The sequence below is a fragment of the Streptomyces sp. NPDC030799 genome (genome assembly GCF_055572255.1).
This window is the reverse complement of the sequence record NZ_JBVIDS010000002.1, coordinates 479,109-494,984: the sequence shown is the minus strand read 5'-3', so window position 1 is coordinate 494,984 and position 15,876 is coordinate 479,109. Positions and strand designations below refer to the sequence as shown.

Sequence of the window (15,876 nt, the reverse complement as noted above, 5' to 3'; positions counted from 1 at the left end):
TTCTCAGGGTCGCTCACCCCACATCTCCAGGCGCGATGAAGGGTTGAATTCGCAATGGTCGAACGGGCAAATAACCGGGGCCGGCCTGGTGAGTCCCGGAAGCAGGCCCTGGAACTCCGCGCGGTCAACGGCGAGTTGGCCGACGCCGAGGAGGTGGTGGGCGGCCCTGGTGGGCGCACCGCCGAAGAGGACCGGCAGCCGGTGCACGCCGCGGAGGCGGACGGCGACCGGCTGTTCCCGCTGAGCCGCGCCGGCCGTGCGCGGGCAGGCCGGACCGCTCAGCGGCGCCCCCGCGGGCGGTGACGCCCACGGGCGAGGCTGCAGCGGCGCAAGCGCGGCATACGGATGGTGACCCGTCCGCCGGACCGGCGAGGCCCCCGGCTGCGGCGACCGGGCCGGCTCATGCGAAGGCCGATCGTGCGGCTGCGTGGAATTGCACGTACTCGATGGTCGCGCCTCCGGGGTGCTGCACGGTCAGGTTTCGGCCGGTGGGTACCTCGTTGGGACCGTCGAGGACCTTTCCGCCGTGCTGCTCGGTGATGTGCAGGATCCGGTCGATGGACTCGACGATCGTGGTGGCGTGCGTGCCCCGGTAGGGAGCGAGGGCTTCCTGTGAACCGGCGAGGAGCAGATAGCCGCCGATGCTCGCGAGCTCCAGCTCGCGGTAGGCGAACCGCAGGCGTGGCTGCTCTCCGGTGAGCTCTACGAAGGTCGGCAGGGACACGTCCAGGTCGTCGACGTAGACGCGGGCAAGGGTGGCGAGCACCGTCACGGTCATCTCCTAGATCATTTCGACTTTCCCGAAACGAGGAAGTGATCTGCATACTACGGGTGTCACACGGACGAAGACGAGGAGGGCCGGTGGGACAGCCCGACGACGCCGATGCCGAGCTGGCTGTGGTGCTGCATGCGCTGGGCGATCCGGTTCGGCTGGCACTGGTCCGCCGGATGGCCGATGAGGGCGAGAGTGCGTGCAGCCCGGCCGGCGTGGACGTGCCGAGGTCGACGCTGTCCAATCACTGGCGGATTCTGCGCGAAGCCGGCATCACCGAGACCCGGCGGGTCGGAAAGGCCCGTCTGATGACTCTGCGCCGCGCCGATCTCGATGCCCGCTTCCCGGGACTCCTCGCCGCCGTGTTGGCCCAAGGCAGGAAGTGAGCACCACCGCGGCGGGCCCGGTCAGGAGGGTGAGCCGGCATGCGCCGTTCGGGTCGTCGCTCGCGATGCGGTGCCGCTCGCGCCCGGGGAGGCCGGCCCAGGCGCTCACCGCCGGGCTGGGTGTCCGTCCGAGGTCCGTGCGGCTGCCCACAGGGCGATCTGTGTGCGGGAGCGCAGGCCCAGCTTGTCGCGGATCCTGTCCAGGTGCGTGGCGACCGTATGGATCGAAAGGCTGAGCCGCTCCGCGATCTGCCGGTTGGTCAGCCCTTCGGCGACGAGTCCGGCCACCGCGAACTCCCTTGCGGTGAGCCGGAACAGTCCGTCGTCGGCCCGGACATCACACCCCGTTCGGTGGTCGCCGCTCCCTGCCCCGAGGGCGTACGCGACCAGCCGCTCGCCGCGCAGCCCCCGGGCACCTGTGACGGCAGCCTCCCGCGCCGCTGCCGACAGCCGTTTCCGGGCACGCGCCGCCGCTTGTTCCATCCGGTGCCGCCAGGGGGCCTCGGGCTCGGTGTCCAGGCGGCGCCGCGCCTGCACGCTCGCCTCGTACAGCCGCAGCGCACGCTGCATGTCGCCGTTCTCCGCGGCCACCAGGGCCAGGCCCTCCACGGGGTAGAGGGCGTGGAAACTGGCCCCCGGAACGATCCGCAGCACCTCGGTGAACAAGGCCTCGGCGCTGCGCAGTTGCCCCAGGGCCAGCCGTACGGCCCCCGCGGTGTGCAGCGCGGCCGCGGTCCGGGGCCACGGCGCCTGCTCCCGCAGAACGGGCAGACACCGTGACATCAGCTCGTCGGCCTCCAGCTCCCCGCCGGCCTGGAGCAACGCCCAGGCCAGGTGATGGGTGCACCAGGCGGTGTCCTGCGGCGTGCCAGGGGAAGCGACGACCTCCAGGCACTCCCGTAGATCCGCGACGGCCTCGGCGAACTCACCACGGCACAGCCGTGCCGCCGCCCGGGCGTCCAGGGCGTTGGCCAGTCCGGCGGCGTCACGGCGCAGCCGTTCGCTCTGCACCGCCTGCTCACCCAGGCGCAGTGCCTCGTCCGGATCGGCCTGCTGGCAGGCCACGCGTGCGGCGAGCGCCGCCACCTGCCCGCTCAGCGCCAGGTCGCCGGGGTCCCGCAGCAGTCCGGTGAGCAACGCACGGGCGGCCGACGGCTGCTCCTGCTGATAGTGCACCCGCGCCAATTCCAGTGTCAGCCGCGCCCGTACGGCATCGCCGTGGCCGGTGCTGCGGGCCAATACCGAGGCGAGATTGTCCCGTTCCGCCGCCAGCGGGCTGCCGGCCTGGTCGGCGAACACGTCCCCGCCACCCCGGTCGGCCAGCTCGGTCAGCCATGCGAGCGCCCGGCGCCGGGTGGCGTGCAGCTCGCCGGACGCGCGCAGACGGTCCAGGGCGCACACCCGGATCACACTCAACTGCCTGAAGCGTGTGGGCGCGGTCTCTCCCGGCAGACGTGCGACGAGTGACTTCGCCTCCAGGGCGCACAGGATGCGGAAGACCTGCCGCCGGCCTATGCCGTCACCGGCGCAGACCGATTGCGCGGCGGCCACGTCGAATCCGCCGACGAGGACCGAAAGACGCCGGAAGACCGCCTGCTCGGCCGGATCCAGCAGCCTGTGGCTCCAGTCGACCGCTGCGGCGAGCCCGCTGTGGCGTGGAGGTCCGGTTCTGCTTCCCCCGGACAGCAGGTCCAGCTGGGAGAACTGGTCGTCCAGCCCTGCCAGGATGTCGCTCGGCGAGAACGCACCGACGTGGCGGGCCGCCAGTTCGACGGCGAGCGTCAGGCCGTCCAGGCGCCGGCAGATCTCGGCCACCAGGTGGCCGTTGCCTCGATGGAGTGTGAACCCGGGTGAGTTGCTCGCGGCGCGGTCGACGAAGAGGCGTACGGCATCGGACTGCAGGAGGGCCGTCACATCGTCTCCGGCGTCGGCGGGCGGCAGGGACAGCTCACCGACCCGGAACACCGTCTCTCCGGGCACCCTCAGGGCCTCCCGGCTGGTGGCCAGGATCCGCAGACCGGGACAGCGGCCCAGCAGGGCCGCCGCCAGTCGGGCGCACGGCTCGGCCAGATGCTCGCAGTTGTCCAGAATCAGCACCCGGGAGGCGCCGCCGATCGCCCGGACCAGAACGTCGGTACCGGTCCGGCCCGCCCGTTCACCCACTCCCAGTGCGGCGGCCAGGGTCTGCGTCAGCAGCGCGCTGTCCTGGAGGGGGGCGAGTTCCACCAGGTCGACTCGCGTGAAGCGCTTCGGTAGCCCCTTGGCGAACTCCAGCACCAGCCGGGTCTTGCCCACCCCGCCCGCACCGGTCAGCGTGAGGAGGCGCGAGCTCCGCAGAAGTGTGCGCAGGCAGGAGAGCTCATGCTGCCGGCCGACGAAGGAGTCGAGCGCCGACGGCAGGACGCTCGCAGCGGCCGTCGGGACCGCGGCCGTGACATTCGAAGCCGCCCTTCGCCGCAGCGCCCGCTGCCGGCAGGCGTTGGAACAGTACCGAGCCGGCCGGCCCCCGTGCCGCCTCACGACCAGCGCTGTGCCGCAGACATCGCATGTTCGACTCCGGCTCATCCCCGATTCCTGGCCGCACCGCCCCGGGACGAAACCATCGCCTTCAGCCATGTGTGCCCGCGGAGGAATGCGGTGGCCGACACCGGGGCAGGGCCGGCCACCGCAGGGTCCGGGTGCGTCAGGGGGTGGCGGCGGGGTCGATGCCGAGTACGACGGTCCCGGTCACGCCCTTGCCGAGGTCGCTGCCTGCCTGGGTGAGGGTCAGCAGGGTCGAGGAGCCGCCGTTGCGGTAGATGCCGTCACGCGCGTTGAGGGTGCGGGTGGCCGTGTTGTTCCGGTACGGGGACAGGGCGGCGACCTTGGTGTTGTACGCCTCCGGAAAGTAGAGCTGGCCCGTGTGGGACACGTGACCGCCGTGATAGGTGCCGCCGGAGACGGTGCCTCCGCCATGCGTCTTGACGTGGATGTGCAGGGCCCGGCCGACGTACCACCCGGGGTAGATGGTGGTGAACTCCGCGACACCGGTGGAGTCGGTCAGCTGCACGCCGCGCAGGAAGGTGGTGTCCGGGGTGGAACCTCCGGCGACGTAACCGGAGTAGACCCCGAGCGCGTCGCAGTGCCAGATGTCGACCGCCGTCTGGGGCAGCGGGGCGCAGGTCGCTGCGTCGACCACCGTCACGCGCAGGGTCAGCGGAACGCCGGCCTTGCCCTCGGTGATGTTCTTGCGGACCGTCTCCAGGTCCAGGTAGTACGGCCCCTCTGTCTGCTCGGGGGTGAGGACGCAGGCGGCGGCCGGGCGGGCGGCGGACCGGGGTGCGGTGGCGGGCCGGGGTTCGGTGGCGGGCCGGGGTTCGGTGGCGGCGGTCGCCTGTGTGGCGGCGAGACCCAGTGCGGCGACGCCGAGGGTGGCGCCGCCCAGGGTGGCTATGACGGACCTGCGGGTGGCACCTGAGGGACCGTCGGACGGCCCGGAGCCACGCTGTGGCTGCGCGGTGTTGTGGTGGGGGATGTCAGTCATGGTGTGAGCATGACGCCCGCGACGGCCCAGGGGATCGCTCGGACGACCCACGAAGCGACCGCGTTACGAAACAAGTGATCGGCGTGCACGACATCACCGACAGAGCCTCACTGCCCGCTCCGTCACCACGTTCGGTGACGGAGCGGGCGTTGTCCTGCCGTCCGGGAGGAGCGGATGTGCGCCGAGGTGAGCGCTCGGGCACAACACTCCGGATAACGGCATAACCGACATAACGGGCATCTCACGTGGTGGACATCAGCAGGGGCCCGAAGAGGTGCGCGCTGCCGCTCTCCTGCCGGCCGCGGCGACGACGTCGTTGATCCACAGCTCGTCGGCGTGTCCGGCGGCGGCTTCTTCCAGACGGCCCCAGAGGGACGCGCGAGTCCAGGTGATGAAGCGGCGGTGCGCAGTGGCGGGTGAGACCCCTAACCACGGCGGTAACTGCCGCCATGTACACCCCGAGGTGAGGACGTAGACCACAGCGGTGAAGGTCTGCCTCTCGTTCAGCGGCGCGGTGCCGCCGCCCTGCCTGCGCCCCGTGAAGCTCGGCAGCATCGGTTCGACCAGGTTCCACATCCCGTCCGGCACCAGCCGTCGGGCCAGCTCGTATTTCATGTGACCCCCCATTCCGCGCCCGGCTTTCCCCATTCCGCGCGCCCTGCCTAAAGCAATATCGCCGGGGCCACGTGAGACAAGGATTCGCGTGGCCCGTGACCGCAACTGCGTTCGACGCGCCGACTATGGCCTTCCCGCGGGCACTTGTCCACCGCCGCCGACATTCATAACTGAACGTTTGATTCCCCTTGATGAGTGAGGAGGAGACCTCTTCGATGACGGTCACAGCGCCCCGTCCAAGCCGTTGACATGCCTGTCCCGCAGGATGTAAATCTGTCGAGCGTCGGACGGAGATGCGAATCCCGATGTGGTGAACAAGGTCGTTCGGCGAAGCATTACAAGGAAAACGCAGGCGTCTTTCCGGTTCATCGTCCAGGCTATTCTTCCATTGCGCGAGCGAATTACTGCGCGGAACTCACGCGTTATTCATGGTCGTGGTGTTCCTTCTCGGCCCACTCCCAAGAGCGCCCGAGACATCGGGTACGCCGTCCGGATCCCCGGCGGCGCTGTGCACCACTTCGCAGAGAAGGAGATCCCCATGAAGAAGATCGCCGTGCGCAAGGCCGGGACCGTCCGCCTGACGTCCGCCGCCGCGTCCGCGTACTGCTGCGGCACCGCCTGATCCCAGGCAGGTGCGCGCCGGGCCATGTCGCCCGGCGCGCACCGCACACCGGTCGCCAGACAGTGAGGTGAGGCAGTGACGACACCGCCGTCCAGGAATCTCGACGAACCCGTACGGCTGCATCCGCTCACCTATCTCGAGGAGGGCGACGAAGTCACCGTCGGCCGCGCCGACATCGAGTCCTACGGCCTCTTTCCACCCGACGGTGCCGCGCTGCTGCGCCGTCTGGAGGCCGGTACACCGCCGAACGCCGCGGCACGGTGGTACACGGAGCAATACGGCGAACAGGTGGACATGGCGGAGTTCCTCGACGTCCTCGAAGAGCTCGAACTCGTCGTCAAGGCCGGAGAGAAAGTGGCCGCGCCCACGGGCCCGGTGCGCTGGCAACGGCTGGGCCGCGCCGTCTTCTCCCCCATCGCCTGGGGGATTTACGGCCTGATCGTGCTCGCCGCACTCGTGGCCATGATCAGACAGCCCCACTTGGCACCGCACTACCAGAACTTGTTCTTCACCCGACGGTCTCTGGTGCTGCTCACCCTCGGCATCGTCCTCGGCCAGGTGCCGTGGATTCTGCTGCACGAGGCCGCCCACGCTCTCGCGGGGCGGCGCCTGGGCCTGAACTCCACGCTGTCGATCAGCCGGCGGTTCTACTACGTGGTCTTCGTGACCGCCCTGGACGGCCTGGTCGCCGTACCCCGTCGCAAGCGGTACCTGCCGATGCTCGCCGGCATGATCACCGATGTCCTGGTCGTCAGCGGCCTGACCCTGGTGGCCGCGGCCCTGCAGGGCGCCGACGGCGTCACGGCCGATGTCCGGCGGCTGCTGCTGTCGATGGCCTTCGCGGTCGTACTCCGGCTGGTGTGGCAGTTCTACTTCTTCCTGCGCACCGACCTGTACTACCTGGCCATCACCGTGCTCGGCTGCAACGACCTGCAGACCACCGCCCGCCAGATGCTGCGCAACCGCCTCATGCGGCTGCTGAACAAACCCGGGCGCATGGCCGACGAGAGCAGGTGGGGCGAACGCGACCGGCAGATCGCCCGCTGGTACGCGTGGCTGATGGTGGCCGGGTACGTCTTCCTCACCGTCACACTGCTCACCGCCGCGATCCCCACCGGAATCCGCCTCACCGAGGTCGCCGTGCACAAGCTCGGCAGCGATCTCTCGCCGGCCAACGCGGCTGACGTGCTGACGTTCCTCGTCATCAACTTCTGGGAGCCGGTCTTCGCCGCCTACCTGGCGCTGCGCGCATGGCGGCGCCGCACCCGCACCTCCGCCACCCCCGCAAAGGAGACCGCACATGCAGCAGGCTGACTCCGCGCCACCCGCCCATCTGAGGGTTCAGGGCGGAACACGGCAGGACCGGGCCACAGCCCTCGACGGACTCCCGCTGCCGCCCCTGCTCCTGCCCCCGGTCGACGCCCACCGCCGGCTGCGCGGCCCCTACACAGCGGTCGGCACCATCGCCCGGGCCCTGGTCCCCGGCGTGCTCGCCGCCGATCCCGAACTCGTGCGCCGGCATGACATCGAACTGCTGTCGGCGGCACCCGAGTTGGCGGCCATCGTGCCCAACTCGCGGGAGACGCTGACCTCCATGGCGCTGCCCGCCGAACGTACCCGCTTCTACGCCAGGCTGCGCACCCGGCGGATCGCCAACGGGCTGGTGGAATTCGTCCGCGACGCACTGCCCGTGCTCGGCCACGACGGACCACGGCGCCTGGTGGTGGAGAACGCCGAGCACGCCGAGACCACGGACGAGGAGTTCCTCGCCGCGTTGCTGCGCCGCGTCGGTCCCGGCACCCTGACCGTCGTCCTGTGCGGCGCGCACTCCCCGGACCCCGACGGCGTCCTGGCCCCCGCGCTGAACCGGCACACCACTGCCGTGCCCGTGACCCCGACCGTAGCCGCCCCGGCCAGCAGCACGGACGAACCCGCATGGCGCTGGGTCGCCTCCGACGGGCTGCTCGACGGCCCCGACGGCACGGCCGCCCGCACCGCCTACGAGGCACTGCCCGCCGCCGAGCGCGCCGCCCTCCACGACCGCCGGGCCGCGCACCTGCGCCGGACCGAGGAGCTCTCGCTCACCCTCGGCGCACTGCCGTACCACCTCGAACGCGGCAGCGACCCGGTGCGCGAGGCCGTGCCCGTCCTGTGGGCGGCGTCGGACCACTGCCTCGTCAACGGCTTCTACACCGCCGTCGTCGACTACGGCCGGCGCGGCCAGCACCTCGTCGACGGACGGGAGAACACCGCGCAGTGGTGGAAGTTCGGCGTACAGCTCGGGCTCGCCCTGTCCATGCTCGGCCGGACGAAAGAGGCCGAGGCCGTCTACGACGAGGCGCGTCTGCTGTCGACCGACCCGGCGGTGCACATGGCGTGCGCCTACTCCACCGCCATGCTGTACACACGGCACAACGACCCCGCCGACCGGGACGAGAAGAAGGCCAAGTCGCTCCTCAACGGCGCGATCGCCACGGCCTCGTTGCTGCACGACAGAGTGGAGCAGGCCTTCCAGAGCGCCTTCTACAAGAACGGGCGTGCCCTGGTGGAGGTCAACCTCGGCGACCCCGAGGAGGCGCTGCGCCTGGTCACCGAGTGCATCGACGACCTGGACCGGCAGCTGACCCCGGACGAACACCGTCTGCACCGCTCGGTGCTCAAGAACAACCGAGCCCGGGTGTACGCGGGCCTGGGGCGGCTGGACGAGGCACTCGCCGACTACGCCGTCGTCATCGACCAGGACCCCAACCACGCCGAGCACTATCTCGAACGCGGCAACCTGCTGCGCAGGCTCGGCCGCGGTGACGAGGCCCTCGCCGACTACTCGCGCGCACTGAGCCTGTCGCCGCCCTTCCCTGAGATCTACTACAACCGCGGCGACCTGCGGTTGAGCAGGGGCGATGTGGCCGGCGCGCTCGCCGACTTCAGCTATGTGATCGAGCAGGATCCCGAGTTCGTGGACGCGTACGTCAACCGCGCGGGTATCCACCTCGGAGCCGGTGACCTGGCCGCCGCGCTGGAGGACGCCCGGGCCGGGCTGCGGCTCGATCCCGCCAACGCCCATCTGCACACGGCAGTCGGACAGGCGCTTGCGGAGGGTGGTGAACTCGCCGAGGCGGAAGCCGCCTACGACCGCGCGGTGGATGCCGATGCGACCCTGGTGAGCGCTCTGTCCGGACGCGCGGGGGTGCGCTACGAGGCCGGGCGCCTGCAGGACGCCCTGGACGACCTGTGCCGGGCGGTGGAACTCGATCCCAAGGACGCCGCGTTGCGCTACAACCGCGCCTTCCTCTACCAGGAGAGCGGCCGGCGGCAGGAGGCTCTGGAGGACTTGGAGCTGGCCGCCGTGCTCGACCCGGAGGACGCGGAGATCGCCGAGGCGCTGTCCGCGTTGCGTGGACGGCCGGACGCCGCGTGAAGGTGTCTCCCGACGCCGCGGTGACCGCCGAGGACACGGCAGGGCCGGCTGAGCTGCGGAGTGCCGCGCCGGCCGGCCCGGGCTCGCGTGCGCTGCGCGATGTCCTCGGCCGCTATGCGACCGGAGTCACCGTGATCACCTGCGTGGGCCCGCGGCGTGCCCCGGTCGGTGTGACGGTCAACTCCTTCACCTCCGTGTCGCTCGATCCGCCCCTGGTCCTGTGGTGTCTCGCGTTGTCCTCCCGCAGCCGGCCCGCGTTCACGGATGCCGAGTTCTTCGCCGTCCATGTGCTCGCGGCCGACCAGCGGGAACTGGCATCCCGTTTCGCCGGTCCGGGCCGGCGGTTCCAGGGACTCGCCACGGAGCCCGGACCGCACGGCGAGCCACTGATACCGGGGGCGGCGGCGACGCTGTGCTGCCGCCGCGTCCGTCTGCTTCCGGCCGGTGACCACATGGTCGTCCTGGGCGCCGTGCAGCACCACACACATGCGGCGCACCGCGTCCTCCTCTTCGCGGACGGCGCCTATCACGAGGGCCCGCCGGGGAAGCTCGCACGGTCATGCTGAACAGTCTTGGCCTGAACAGTCATGGCCGACGACGACCACCTCGTCCTCGACCGTCCAGTGGCGTCGCTCGGCTTTGGGCGGGTTGATCCGCACGCCGTAGCCCGGACTCGTCGACGTGTCGTCGTGGCTTCGGTAACCGATGGCACATTCGCCGCGGTGACGTGCCGCGGCCACGACTGTGGCGAACGAGGTCTCACGCCCCGGCAGCACGTAGTCGGTGGCAGGCCGCAGGTGAACAGCGGCGCCGTCGGCGGAGAACAGTTCCTCGAACACCGCCGCCAGGTGCCGGTTCTGCGAGATCTGCGCCATGAGCAGGCCGATGAGCTTGCCGCTGATGATCACGTCGGCTCCGGGGCCGATGGGGGCCAGTGCCCGGTTGCGGTCGTCGATCAGTTCGGTGACGACCGGCAGCTCGCGTCCGGTGGCTTCCTCCAGTTGACGCAGCAGCAGGAGGGTGACGAGCGTACGGTTGTCGGGGTCGTCCGGCGGTTGTCCGGGAGCGGGGTCCTGACCGAGCACGATGACGCTGTCATAGGAGTGAACGTCCAGCCGTCGCAGGGTCTCGGGCCGGGCGATGTCCCCATGGTGCAAGGTCAACGTCAGGTCGCTGCCACCGTGCGCGTCCGCCTCGCTGACCTGCCGCTTTGTCGCTTCACCAGCGTTCGCCACCACGTCGACGGCCGATCCGGGCCGGGCGCGGCGGCGCAGCTGCTCCACGACGAGCGGCGCTCGGCGGTTCCAGCCCAGCAGGAGTACCCGCTCCGGTCGCGCGGGTGTGGAAGGGCCGGTCGCCATCGCCGCCGTCTCGACCAACTCCGCGCAGTCGTGCAGGCAGGCCGTGTCGTCGTCACGGGAGACGACGATGAGCAGGTCGTCCGGAGCCATGGCCGTCTGCGGTGGCGGGTTGAGCAGGGGGGTGTCTCCTCGCACGATGCCGACGACACTGGACGTCGGGCAGCACAGCAGAGCGTCGCCGAACGGGCGACCGGCCAGGGCCGACGCGTTGACCAGGTAGAACTCGTCGCCGGCGAAGTCGAGCAGCTCCCGGTGGACGAGCGAGAGCCCGGGGCGGCGGGCGGCCTGGACGATCATCCGGGCGGTGACGGTGTCGCTCTCCAGGACGACGCCGTCCGGTCCCGCGGCGAGACGGGCGGCCAGGCGGTAGCGGTCGTCCCGGACGGCGGCGACGACGGGCGGGCCGGCTCCCTCCGTGGCCAGGGCCGCCCTCAGCGCCAGCAGCGTCTTGACCACCTCGGCGTCGGCGTCGGGCTCGTCGTGGGGCAGGACCAGCACGACACCGGCCGTGGCGGGACCGGCCAGGGTGAGCACGGCGGGGTCGGTCGTGGGACCGCTGCGGCAGATCAGCCGCGTACGGCCGACGGGACCCACCTTCGTGCTCAGGGCCTCCTCCATGGCGGTCTTGTCCCGGTCGGCCAGCACGACCACCGCACCGCGCCGCTGGTTGGCGTTGGCGGCCACCAGCTCGCTCACCACCGTGAAGACCTGCTCCGACCACCCGAGGACCACGGCGTGCCCCTTCTCCAGCACGGTGGAACGGCCCCGTCGCAACGCGGTGAGCCGCTCCGTGAGCGCCGTCGTGATCAGGCCGACGACCGTCGAGACATACAGCAGAGCGACCAGTGCGAGCAGCACCGACATCGTCACGCGCAGCGGCGTACCCGTCGCACCGCCCAGCCGCAGTGTCTCCCCGGTGAGGTGCCACACCTGCGCCAGCCGGCCCGTCGGGGAGGTTGGCGCGCCGGGGTCGGTCCAGACCAGTACCGCACTGGCCGGGACGACGATGGCCAGACACACCAGCGCCATCCAGCCGACGAGAGCGGAGGCACCGCGGGCCAGCGTGCTGTCGAACCAGTAACGGGCTCTGTCACCGAACGAAGTGCGCCACTGCGCCACCCTTCCCCCTCCTTCGCCGGATGCGCCTGTGGCAGTGTGGGGGATGCGCCGCGGCGGCAAAGGGGAGTCCGCTCGGCATTCATCCCTTCGGGTTTCCGAAGCCGTCCCCGGCGGCGGACCTGCTGTGACGTCAGGGTTTGTCGCCGTCTTCGCCCCTTCGGGTCAACGCCGGAGCGAAGGGCGGACGCCTGGTCACGGTCGCCAGTACAAAGGCCGCCATGACTGAAGATCACGCGGTGGTGCGCGCGGACGGCGGCCTCTCCCGAAGGAGCTTCGCGACGGTGGCCGGCACGGCCGCCGTCGCGACGGCCCTGAACGGCGGTGTCGCCGCGGCTCTGCCCGCACCAGCCGCCCCGGGGGACAGCCGTGGCACCGACTTCGACCGGTGCCTTGCCGTCGCTCGTGCGCTCCTCGTACTGGACTCCGACGACCGCCCCCTCGTCCCCCGTTACCAGCGTGTCCTCCAAGAGGGGCTGCCGGCTCAGCGACGGACACGTCCCAAGAACGTCCTGGTCATCGGCGCCGGTCCGGCCGGGCTGGTGGCCGCGTGGCTGCTGAAGAGGGCAGGCCACCGGGTGACGGTGCTGGAGGCGAACGGCAACCGCGCAGGCGGACGCATCAAGACCTTCCGCAAGGGCGGCCATGAACACGCCGAACAGCCCTTCGCCGATCCCCGTCAGTACGCCGAAGCGGGCGCGATGCGCATCCCTGGCAGCCATCCGCTGGTGATGGAGCTGATCGACCGGTTCGACCTGAAGAAGCGGCCTTTCCACTACGTCGACGTCGACCACGCGGGACGTCCCGCGGGCCGCACCTGGATCCACGTCAACGGCATCCGCATGCGGCGCGCCGACTACGCCCGCGCGCCCCGCCGCGTAAACCGGTCCTTCGGCGTCCCCCGGGCCCACTGGGACACTCCGGCCGCCGCCGTCCTGCGCTCCGCGCTGGACCCGGTGCGCGACGAGTTCAGTTACGTCGACCGCGGCGGCAAGCGGGTCGACAAGCCTCTCCAGGAGCGGCTGCAGGGCTGGGCCCGCGTGGTGCAGCGGTTCGGTGACTGGTCGATGTTCCGCTTCCTCACCGAGCACGCCCGCCTCGACGAGCGGACCATCGACCTGGTCGGCACCCTGGAGAACCTCACCTCACGCCTCCCGCTGTCCTTCATCCACAGCTTCATCGGCTCCTCCCTCATCAGTCCCGACACACCTTTCTACGAGTTGGCGGGCGGCACGGCCGTACTGCCGGACGCCCTCCTGGAACGCGTGCGCAAGGACGTGCGGTTCGACCGCCGTGTCACGCGCATCGAGTACCACCACCCCGACCGCCCGTCGCCGGACACCGAGCACGTCCGGAGCAAGGGCCCGCTCGTGTGGGTGGACACCGTGTCGGAGGGCCGCGACGGTCCCGTCGTACGCGAGCAGTTCACCGCGGACGCCGCCGTGGTCACGGTGCCGTTCTCCGGACTGCGCCACGTACAGATCGACCCGCCCATGTCGTACGGCAAGCGCCGCGCGGTGTGCGAACTGCACTACGACAGCGCGACCAAGGTGCTGCTGGAGTTCAGCCGCCGCTGGTGGGAGTTCGACGAGGCCGACTGGAAGCGCGAGCTGGACGCCGTCGACCCCGGCCTGTACGACGCCTACCGCACCGGCCGCACCGCCGCGGACGGCAGCCTGCTCGGCGCCCATCCCTCGGTGCCCGCGGGACACATCACGGCGGGTCAGCGCACCCACTACGCCGCGAACCGCGCCGTCGCGCGCGACCAGCCGGAGGCGGTCGACGTCGTGGGCGGCGGCTCGGTGTCGGACAACGCCAACCGATTCATGTTCCACCCCTCCCATCCGGTCCCGGGCAGCGCAGGGGGTGTGGTCCTGGCCTCCTACAGCTGGGCCGACGACGCGCTGCGCTGGGACTGCCTGGACGACGAGGCACGGTACCCACACGCCCTGTGCGGCCTGCAGCAGGTCTACGGCCGGCGCATCGAGGTCTTCTACACCGGCGCGGGCCGCACGCAGAGCTGGCTGCGCGACCCCTACGCCTACGGGGAGGCGTCCGTGTTCCTGCCCGGGCAGCACACGGAGTTGCTGCCACACATCCCCGTGCACGAAGGGCCGTTGCACTTCGCCGGGGACCACACGTCCGTCAAGCCGGCGTGGATCGAGGGGGCCGTGGAGTCCGCCGTGCGTGCCGCCCTGGAGATCCACACCGGATGAGTCACGCGGCCCGCTGAGCCACGACGCAGGAGCAGGCCCCGGCGCACCCGGCGCCGGGGCCATCCGCTCTCGCCCCGTGACCTCAGGCGGTGCGCCGGTGCGTCACAGCACGTTGACCGCGCTCCAGGCCGCGGCCACGGTGGCGTACTCGGGGCTGGTGGCGCCGTAGAGGTCCTTCGCCGCGTTCAGAGTCGCGGTGCGGGCGCCCTTGTAGTCCGTGGTGGAGGTCATGTAGACGGTCAGCGCCCGGTACCAGATGGCGGAGGCCTTCTTGTTGCCGATGCCTGTGACGGTGGAGCCGTTGCAGGTGGGGCTGTTGTAGGAGACACCGTTGATGGTCTTGGCGCCGCTGCCCTCGCTCGCGAGGTAGAACCAGTGGTTGCCGACGCCCGAGGAGTAGTGCACGTCGAGCCGGCCGACCGACTTCGACCAGCAGTCGGCGGAGCGGCCGTCCAGGGACGGCTTGTCGAAGCGGCGCAGCCAGGGCGGGGTGGACTGGTCGCTGAAGAGGTAGTCGGGGGTGTCGACCGGGTTGTTGGCGTACCACTCGACCATGGTGCCGAGGATGTCGCTGGTGGCCTCGTTCAGGCCGCCGGACTCACCGCTGTAGCGCAGGTTGGCGGTGGCCGAGGTGACGCCGTGGGTCATCTCGTGGCCCATGGTGTCGAGGTCGACCTGCTCGGGGTCGGTGGTGCCGTTGCCGTCGCCGGTCATCATGCAGAAGCAGGAGTCCGACCACTGGGCGTTGTCCCAGTCGGTGCCGACGTGGACGAAGACGGTGGCGCCGCGGCCGTCGTTCTTGATGCCGTTGCGGCCGAAGGTCGTCTTGTAGTAGTCGAACGTCTCCGCGGTGTTGGCGTGCGCGTCGACGGCGGCGGTGGCCCGGTCGGCGGAGAACTTCTCGCCGTCGCCCCAGATGTTGTCGGCGTCGGTGAACAGGGTGCCGGAGGAGCTTTTCAGGGACGAGGACGAGACGTTGTGGGCGTCCTTGGTGATGTGGCCGCGCACCGGGTCGATCAGGGCGAAGGTGCCGTCGGCCTGCTGGGTGGTGTCGATGCCGACGTCGCCGGTGTACTCGGAGTGGCCGGTGCCGGTCGCCTCGCGCTCGGCGTCGTAGTTCTCGATCGCCTTGCCGGTGGTGGCGTCGGTGACGAAGACCTCGCCGTGCGGCTGGCCCTTGTCGCCCAGGCCCTGCACGGTGGTGCGCCAGGCCAGGCGGGGTGTGCCGTCGGCGGCCCACACGATGAGCTCGGGGGTGGACTTGGCCTTGCGCACCAGCCCGTGCGCGCGCTTCAGGGCGCCGGCCGCGGTGCCCTTGGCGTCGATGGCGGGAGTGACGGACTTGAGCGCCACCTTGTGGGCCTTTGCTCGGGTGGAGCCCTGCAACGAGCCGTCGGCCTTCTGGTGGACGACGAAGTCGCCGCCGACGACGGGGAGACCGCGGTAGGTTCTCTCGAAGCGGACGTGCTGGGTCCCGTCGGCGTCGATCACGACGTCCTTGACGTGGAGTCTTTGGTCCGGGCCGAACCCGAAGGTGTCGGCGTGCCGGGTCACGTTCGCCTTGGCCTGGGCTATGGCCGTGTCGCGGACGGAGGTTCCGTGCTGCACTGCACGGGGCTGCGAGTGCGCGGGTATGACCATCGCGCCCGTGGTGAGGGCGCCGGCGGCGGCCATCACACAAAGGGCGAGGAGGGGACGGGTCATGGTGGGGTGATTCCTTCGCTCGTCGTGGGGTGACGACGTCCTTGGGACGTTGACGCGAAGTGTTCAACAAGTGACATGTTCCTGACGTGACTTCATTTGGGATATAACGGCGGAGCTATAGGGCAGGAGAAGCCGTGGCCCGG

The 15,876-nt window shown here is 70.6% G+C and carries 12 protein-coding genes; 6 read left to right on the top strand and 6 right to left on the bottom strand.

The annotated features are described in order from the left end of the window. Positions 1-54 precede the first annotated feature (54 nt). Entirely contained in the window at positions 55-303 is a 249-nt protein-coding gene (locus tag ACZ41I_RS06140; protein WP_399762815.1) for a hypothetical protein, read from the top strand. 97 nt (positions 304-400) lie between these two features. On the opposite strand, the gene ACZ41I_RS06135 is transcribed toward ACZ41I_RS06140, so the two are convergent. Beyond that, positions 401-778, bottom strand: a complete 378-nt coding sequence (locus ACZ41I_RS06135) for a VOC family protein (RefSeq protein WP_468513289.1) — start codon at positions 776-778, stop codon at positions 401-403. Positions 779-861: 83 nt separating this feature from the next. Between ACZ41I_RS06135 and ACZ41I_RS06130 the strand changes: the two genes are divergently transcribed. Continuing rightward, positions 862-1,158 carry an ArsR/SmtB family transcription factor gene (locus ACZ41I_RS06130; protein WP_399762818.1) on the top strand — a complete coding sequence of 99 codons (297 nt, stop codon included), beginning with the start codon at positions 862-864 and terminating at the stop codon, positions 1,156-1,158. A gap of 105 nt (positions 1,159-1,263) precedes the next feature. On the opposite strand, the gene ACZ41I_RS06125 is transcribed toward ACZ41I_RS06130, so the two are convergent. The 3 genes from ACZ41I_RS06125 to ACZ41I_RS06115 form a co-directional block, all read right to left on the bottom strand. Beyond that, a complete protein-coding gene (locus ACZ41I_RS06125) occupies positions 1,264-3,723 on the bottom strand; it encodes an ATP-binding protein (RefSeq protein WP_468513288.1) in 2,460 nt (819 codons plus the stop codon). 118 nt (positions 3,724-3,841) lie between these two features. Then, on the bottom strand, positions 3,842-4,681 hold the full coding sequence (locus ACZ41I_RS06120; RefSeq protein ID WP_468513287.1) for an intradiol ring-cleavage dioxygenase: 840 nt from the start codon (positions 4,679-4,681) through the stop codon (positions 3,842-3,844). Between the two features lie 255 nt (positions 4,682-4,936). Next, positions 4,937-5,296, bottom strand: coding sequence for a transposase (locus ACZ41I_RS06115; RefSeq protein WP_363219111.1), 360 nt, complete (start codon positions 5,294-5,296; stop codon positions 4,937-4,939). A 697-nt stretch (positions 5,297-5,993) separates the two neighbouring features. On the opposite strand from ACZ41I_RS06115, the gene ACZ41I_RS06110 reads away from it, so the two are divergent. From ACZ41I_RS06110 to ACZ41I_RS06100, 3 genes are read left to right on the top strand one after another with little or no spacing between them, the layout of a single operon-like run. Next, the gene (locus ACZ41I_RS06110) at positions 5,994-7,232 is read left to right on the top strand and encodes a hypothetical protein (RefSeq protein WP_468317843.1); all 1,239 of its coding nucleotides are present in this window, start codon (positions 5,994-5,996) and stop codon (positions 7,230-7,232) included. Then, positions 7,219-9,336 (top strand): tetratricopeptide repeat protein, encoded by a 2,118-nt coding sequence (locus ACZ41I_RS06105; RefSeq protein ID WP_468513286.1) that lies wholly within the window; start codon positions 7,219-7,221, stop codon positions 9,334-9,336. Before ACZ41I_RS06110 ends, ACZ41I_RS06105 begins: the two co-directional genes overlap by 14 nt. Next, the gene (locus tag ACZ41I_RS06100; RefSeq protein WP_399762826.1) at positions 9,333-9,902 is read left to right on the top strand and encodes a flavin reductase family protein; all 570 of its coding nucleotides are present in this window, start codon (positions 9,333-9,335) and stop codon (positions 9,900-9,902) included. The genes ACZ41I_RS06105 and ACZ41I_RS06100 overlap by 4 nt, the downstream gene beginning before the upstream one ends. On the opposite strand, the gene ACZ41I_RS06095 is transcribed toward ACZ41I_RS06100, so the two are convergent. Then, positions 9,894-11,816 carry a CASTOR/POLLUX-related putative ion channel gene (locus ACZ41I_RS06095; protein ID WP_468317836.1) on the bottom strand — a complete coding sequence of 641 codons (1,923 nt, stop codon included), beginning with the start codon at positions 11,814-11,816 and terminating at the stop codon, positions 9,894-9,896. The two genes, ACZ41I_RS06100 and ACZ41I_RS06095, sit on opposite strands and share 9 nt — an antisense overlap. Positions 11,817-12,034: 218 nt before the next feature. Here ACZ41I_RS06095 and ACZ41I_RS06090 point away from each other — a divergent pair, with 218 nt between their 5' ends. Beyond that, the gene (locus ACZ41I_RS06090) at positions 12,035-14,029 is read left to right on the top strand and encodes a flavin monoamine oxidase family protein (protein WP_468513285.1); all 1,995 of its coding nucleotides are present in this window, start codon (positions 12,035-12,037) and stop codon (positions 14,027-14,029) included. Between the two features lie 102 nt (positions 14,030-14,131). On the opposite strand, the gene ACZ41I_RS06085 is transcribed toward ACZ41I_RS06090, so the two are convergent. Next, the gene (locus ACZ41I_RS06085) at positions 14,132-15,733 is read right to left on the bottom strand and encodes a M4 family metallopeptidase (protein ID WP_363219160.1); all 1,602 of its coding nucleotides are present in this window, start codon (positions 15,731-15,733) and stop codon (positions 14,132-14,134) included. Positions 15,734-15,876 lie beyond the last annotated feature (143 nt).

What these genes read in the sequence shown, in the direction of transcription:
- ACZ41I_RS06140 (WP_399762815.1), top strand. Translation starts at nt 55, where the DNA reads ATGGTCGAACGGGCAAATAACCGGGGCCGGCCTGGTGAGTCCCGGAAG.
- ACZ41I_RS06135 (WP_468513289.1), bottom strand. Translation starts at nt 778, where the DNA reads ATGACCGTGACGGTGCTCGCCACCCTTGCCCGCGTCTACGTCGACGAC.
- ACZ41I_RS06125 (WP_468513288.1), bottom strand. Translation starts at nt 3,723, where the DNA reads ATGAGCCGGAGTCGAACATGCGATGTCTGCGGCACAGCGCTGGTCGTG.
- ACZ41I_RS06120 (WP_468513287.1), bottom strand. Translation starts at nt 4,681, where the DNA reads ATGACTGACATCCCCCACCACAACACCGCGCAGCCACAGCGTGGCTCC.
- ACZ41I_RS06115 (WP_363219111.1), bottom strand. Translation starts at nt 5,296, where the DNA reads ATGAAATACGAGCTGGCCCGACGGCTGGTGCCGGACGGGATGTGGAAC.
- ACZ41I_RS06105 (WP_468513286.1), top strand. Translation starts at nt 7,219, where the DNA reads ATGCAGCAGGCTGACTCCGCGCCACCCGCCCATCTGAGGGTTCAGGGC.
- ACZ41I_RS06090 (WP_468513285.1), top strand. Translation starts at nt 12,035, where the DNA reads ATGACTGAAGATCACGCGGTGGTGCGCGCGGACGGCGGCCTCTCCCGA.
- ACZ41I_RS06085 (WP_363219160.1), bottom strand. Translation starts at nt 15,733, where the DNA reads ATGACCCGTCCCCTCCTCGCCCTTTGTGTGATGGCCGCCGCCGGCGCC.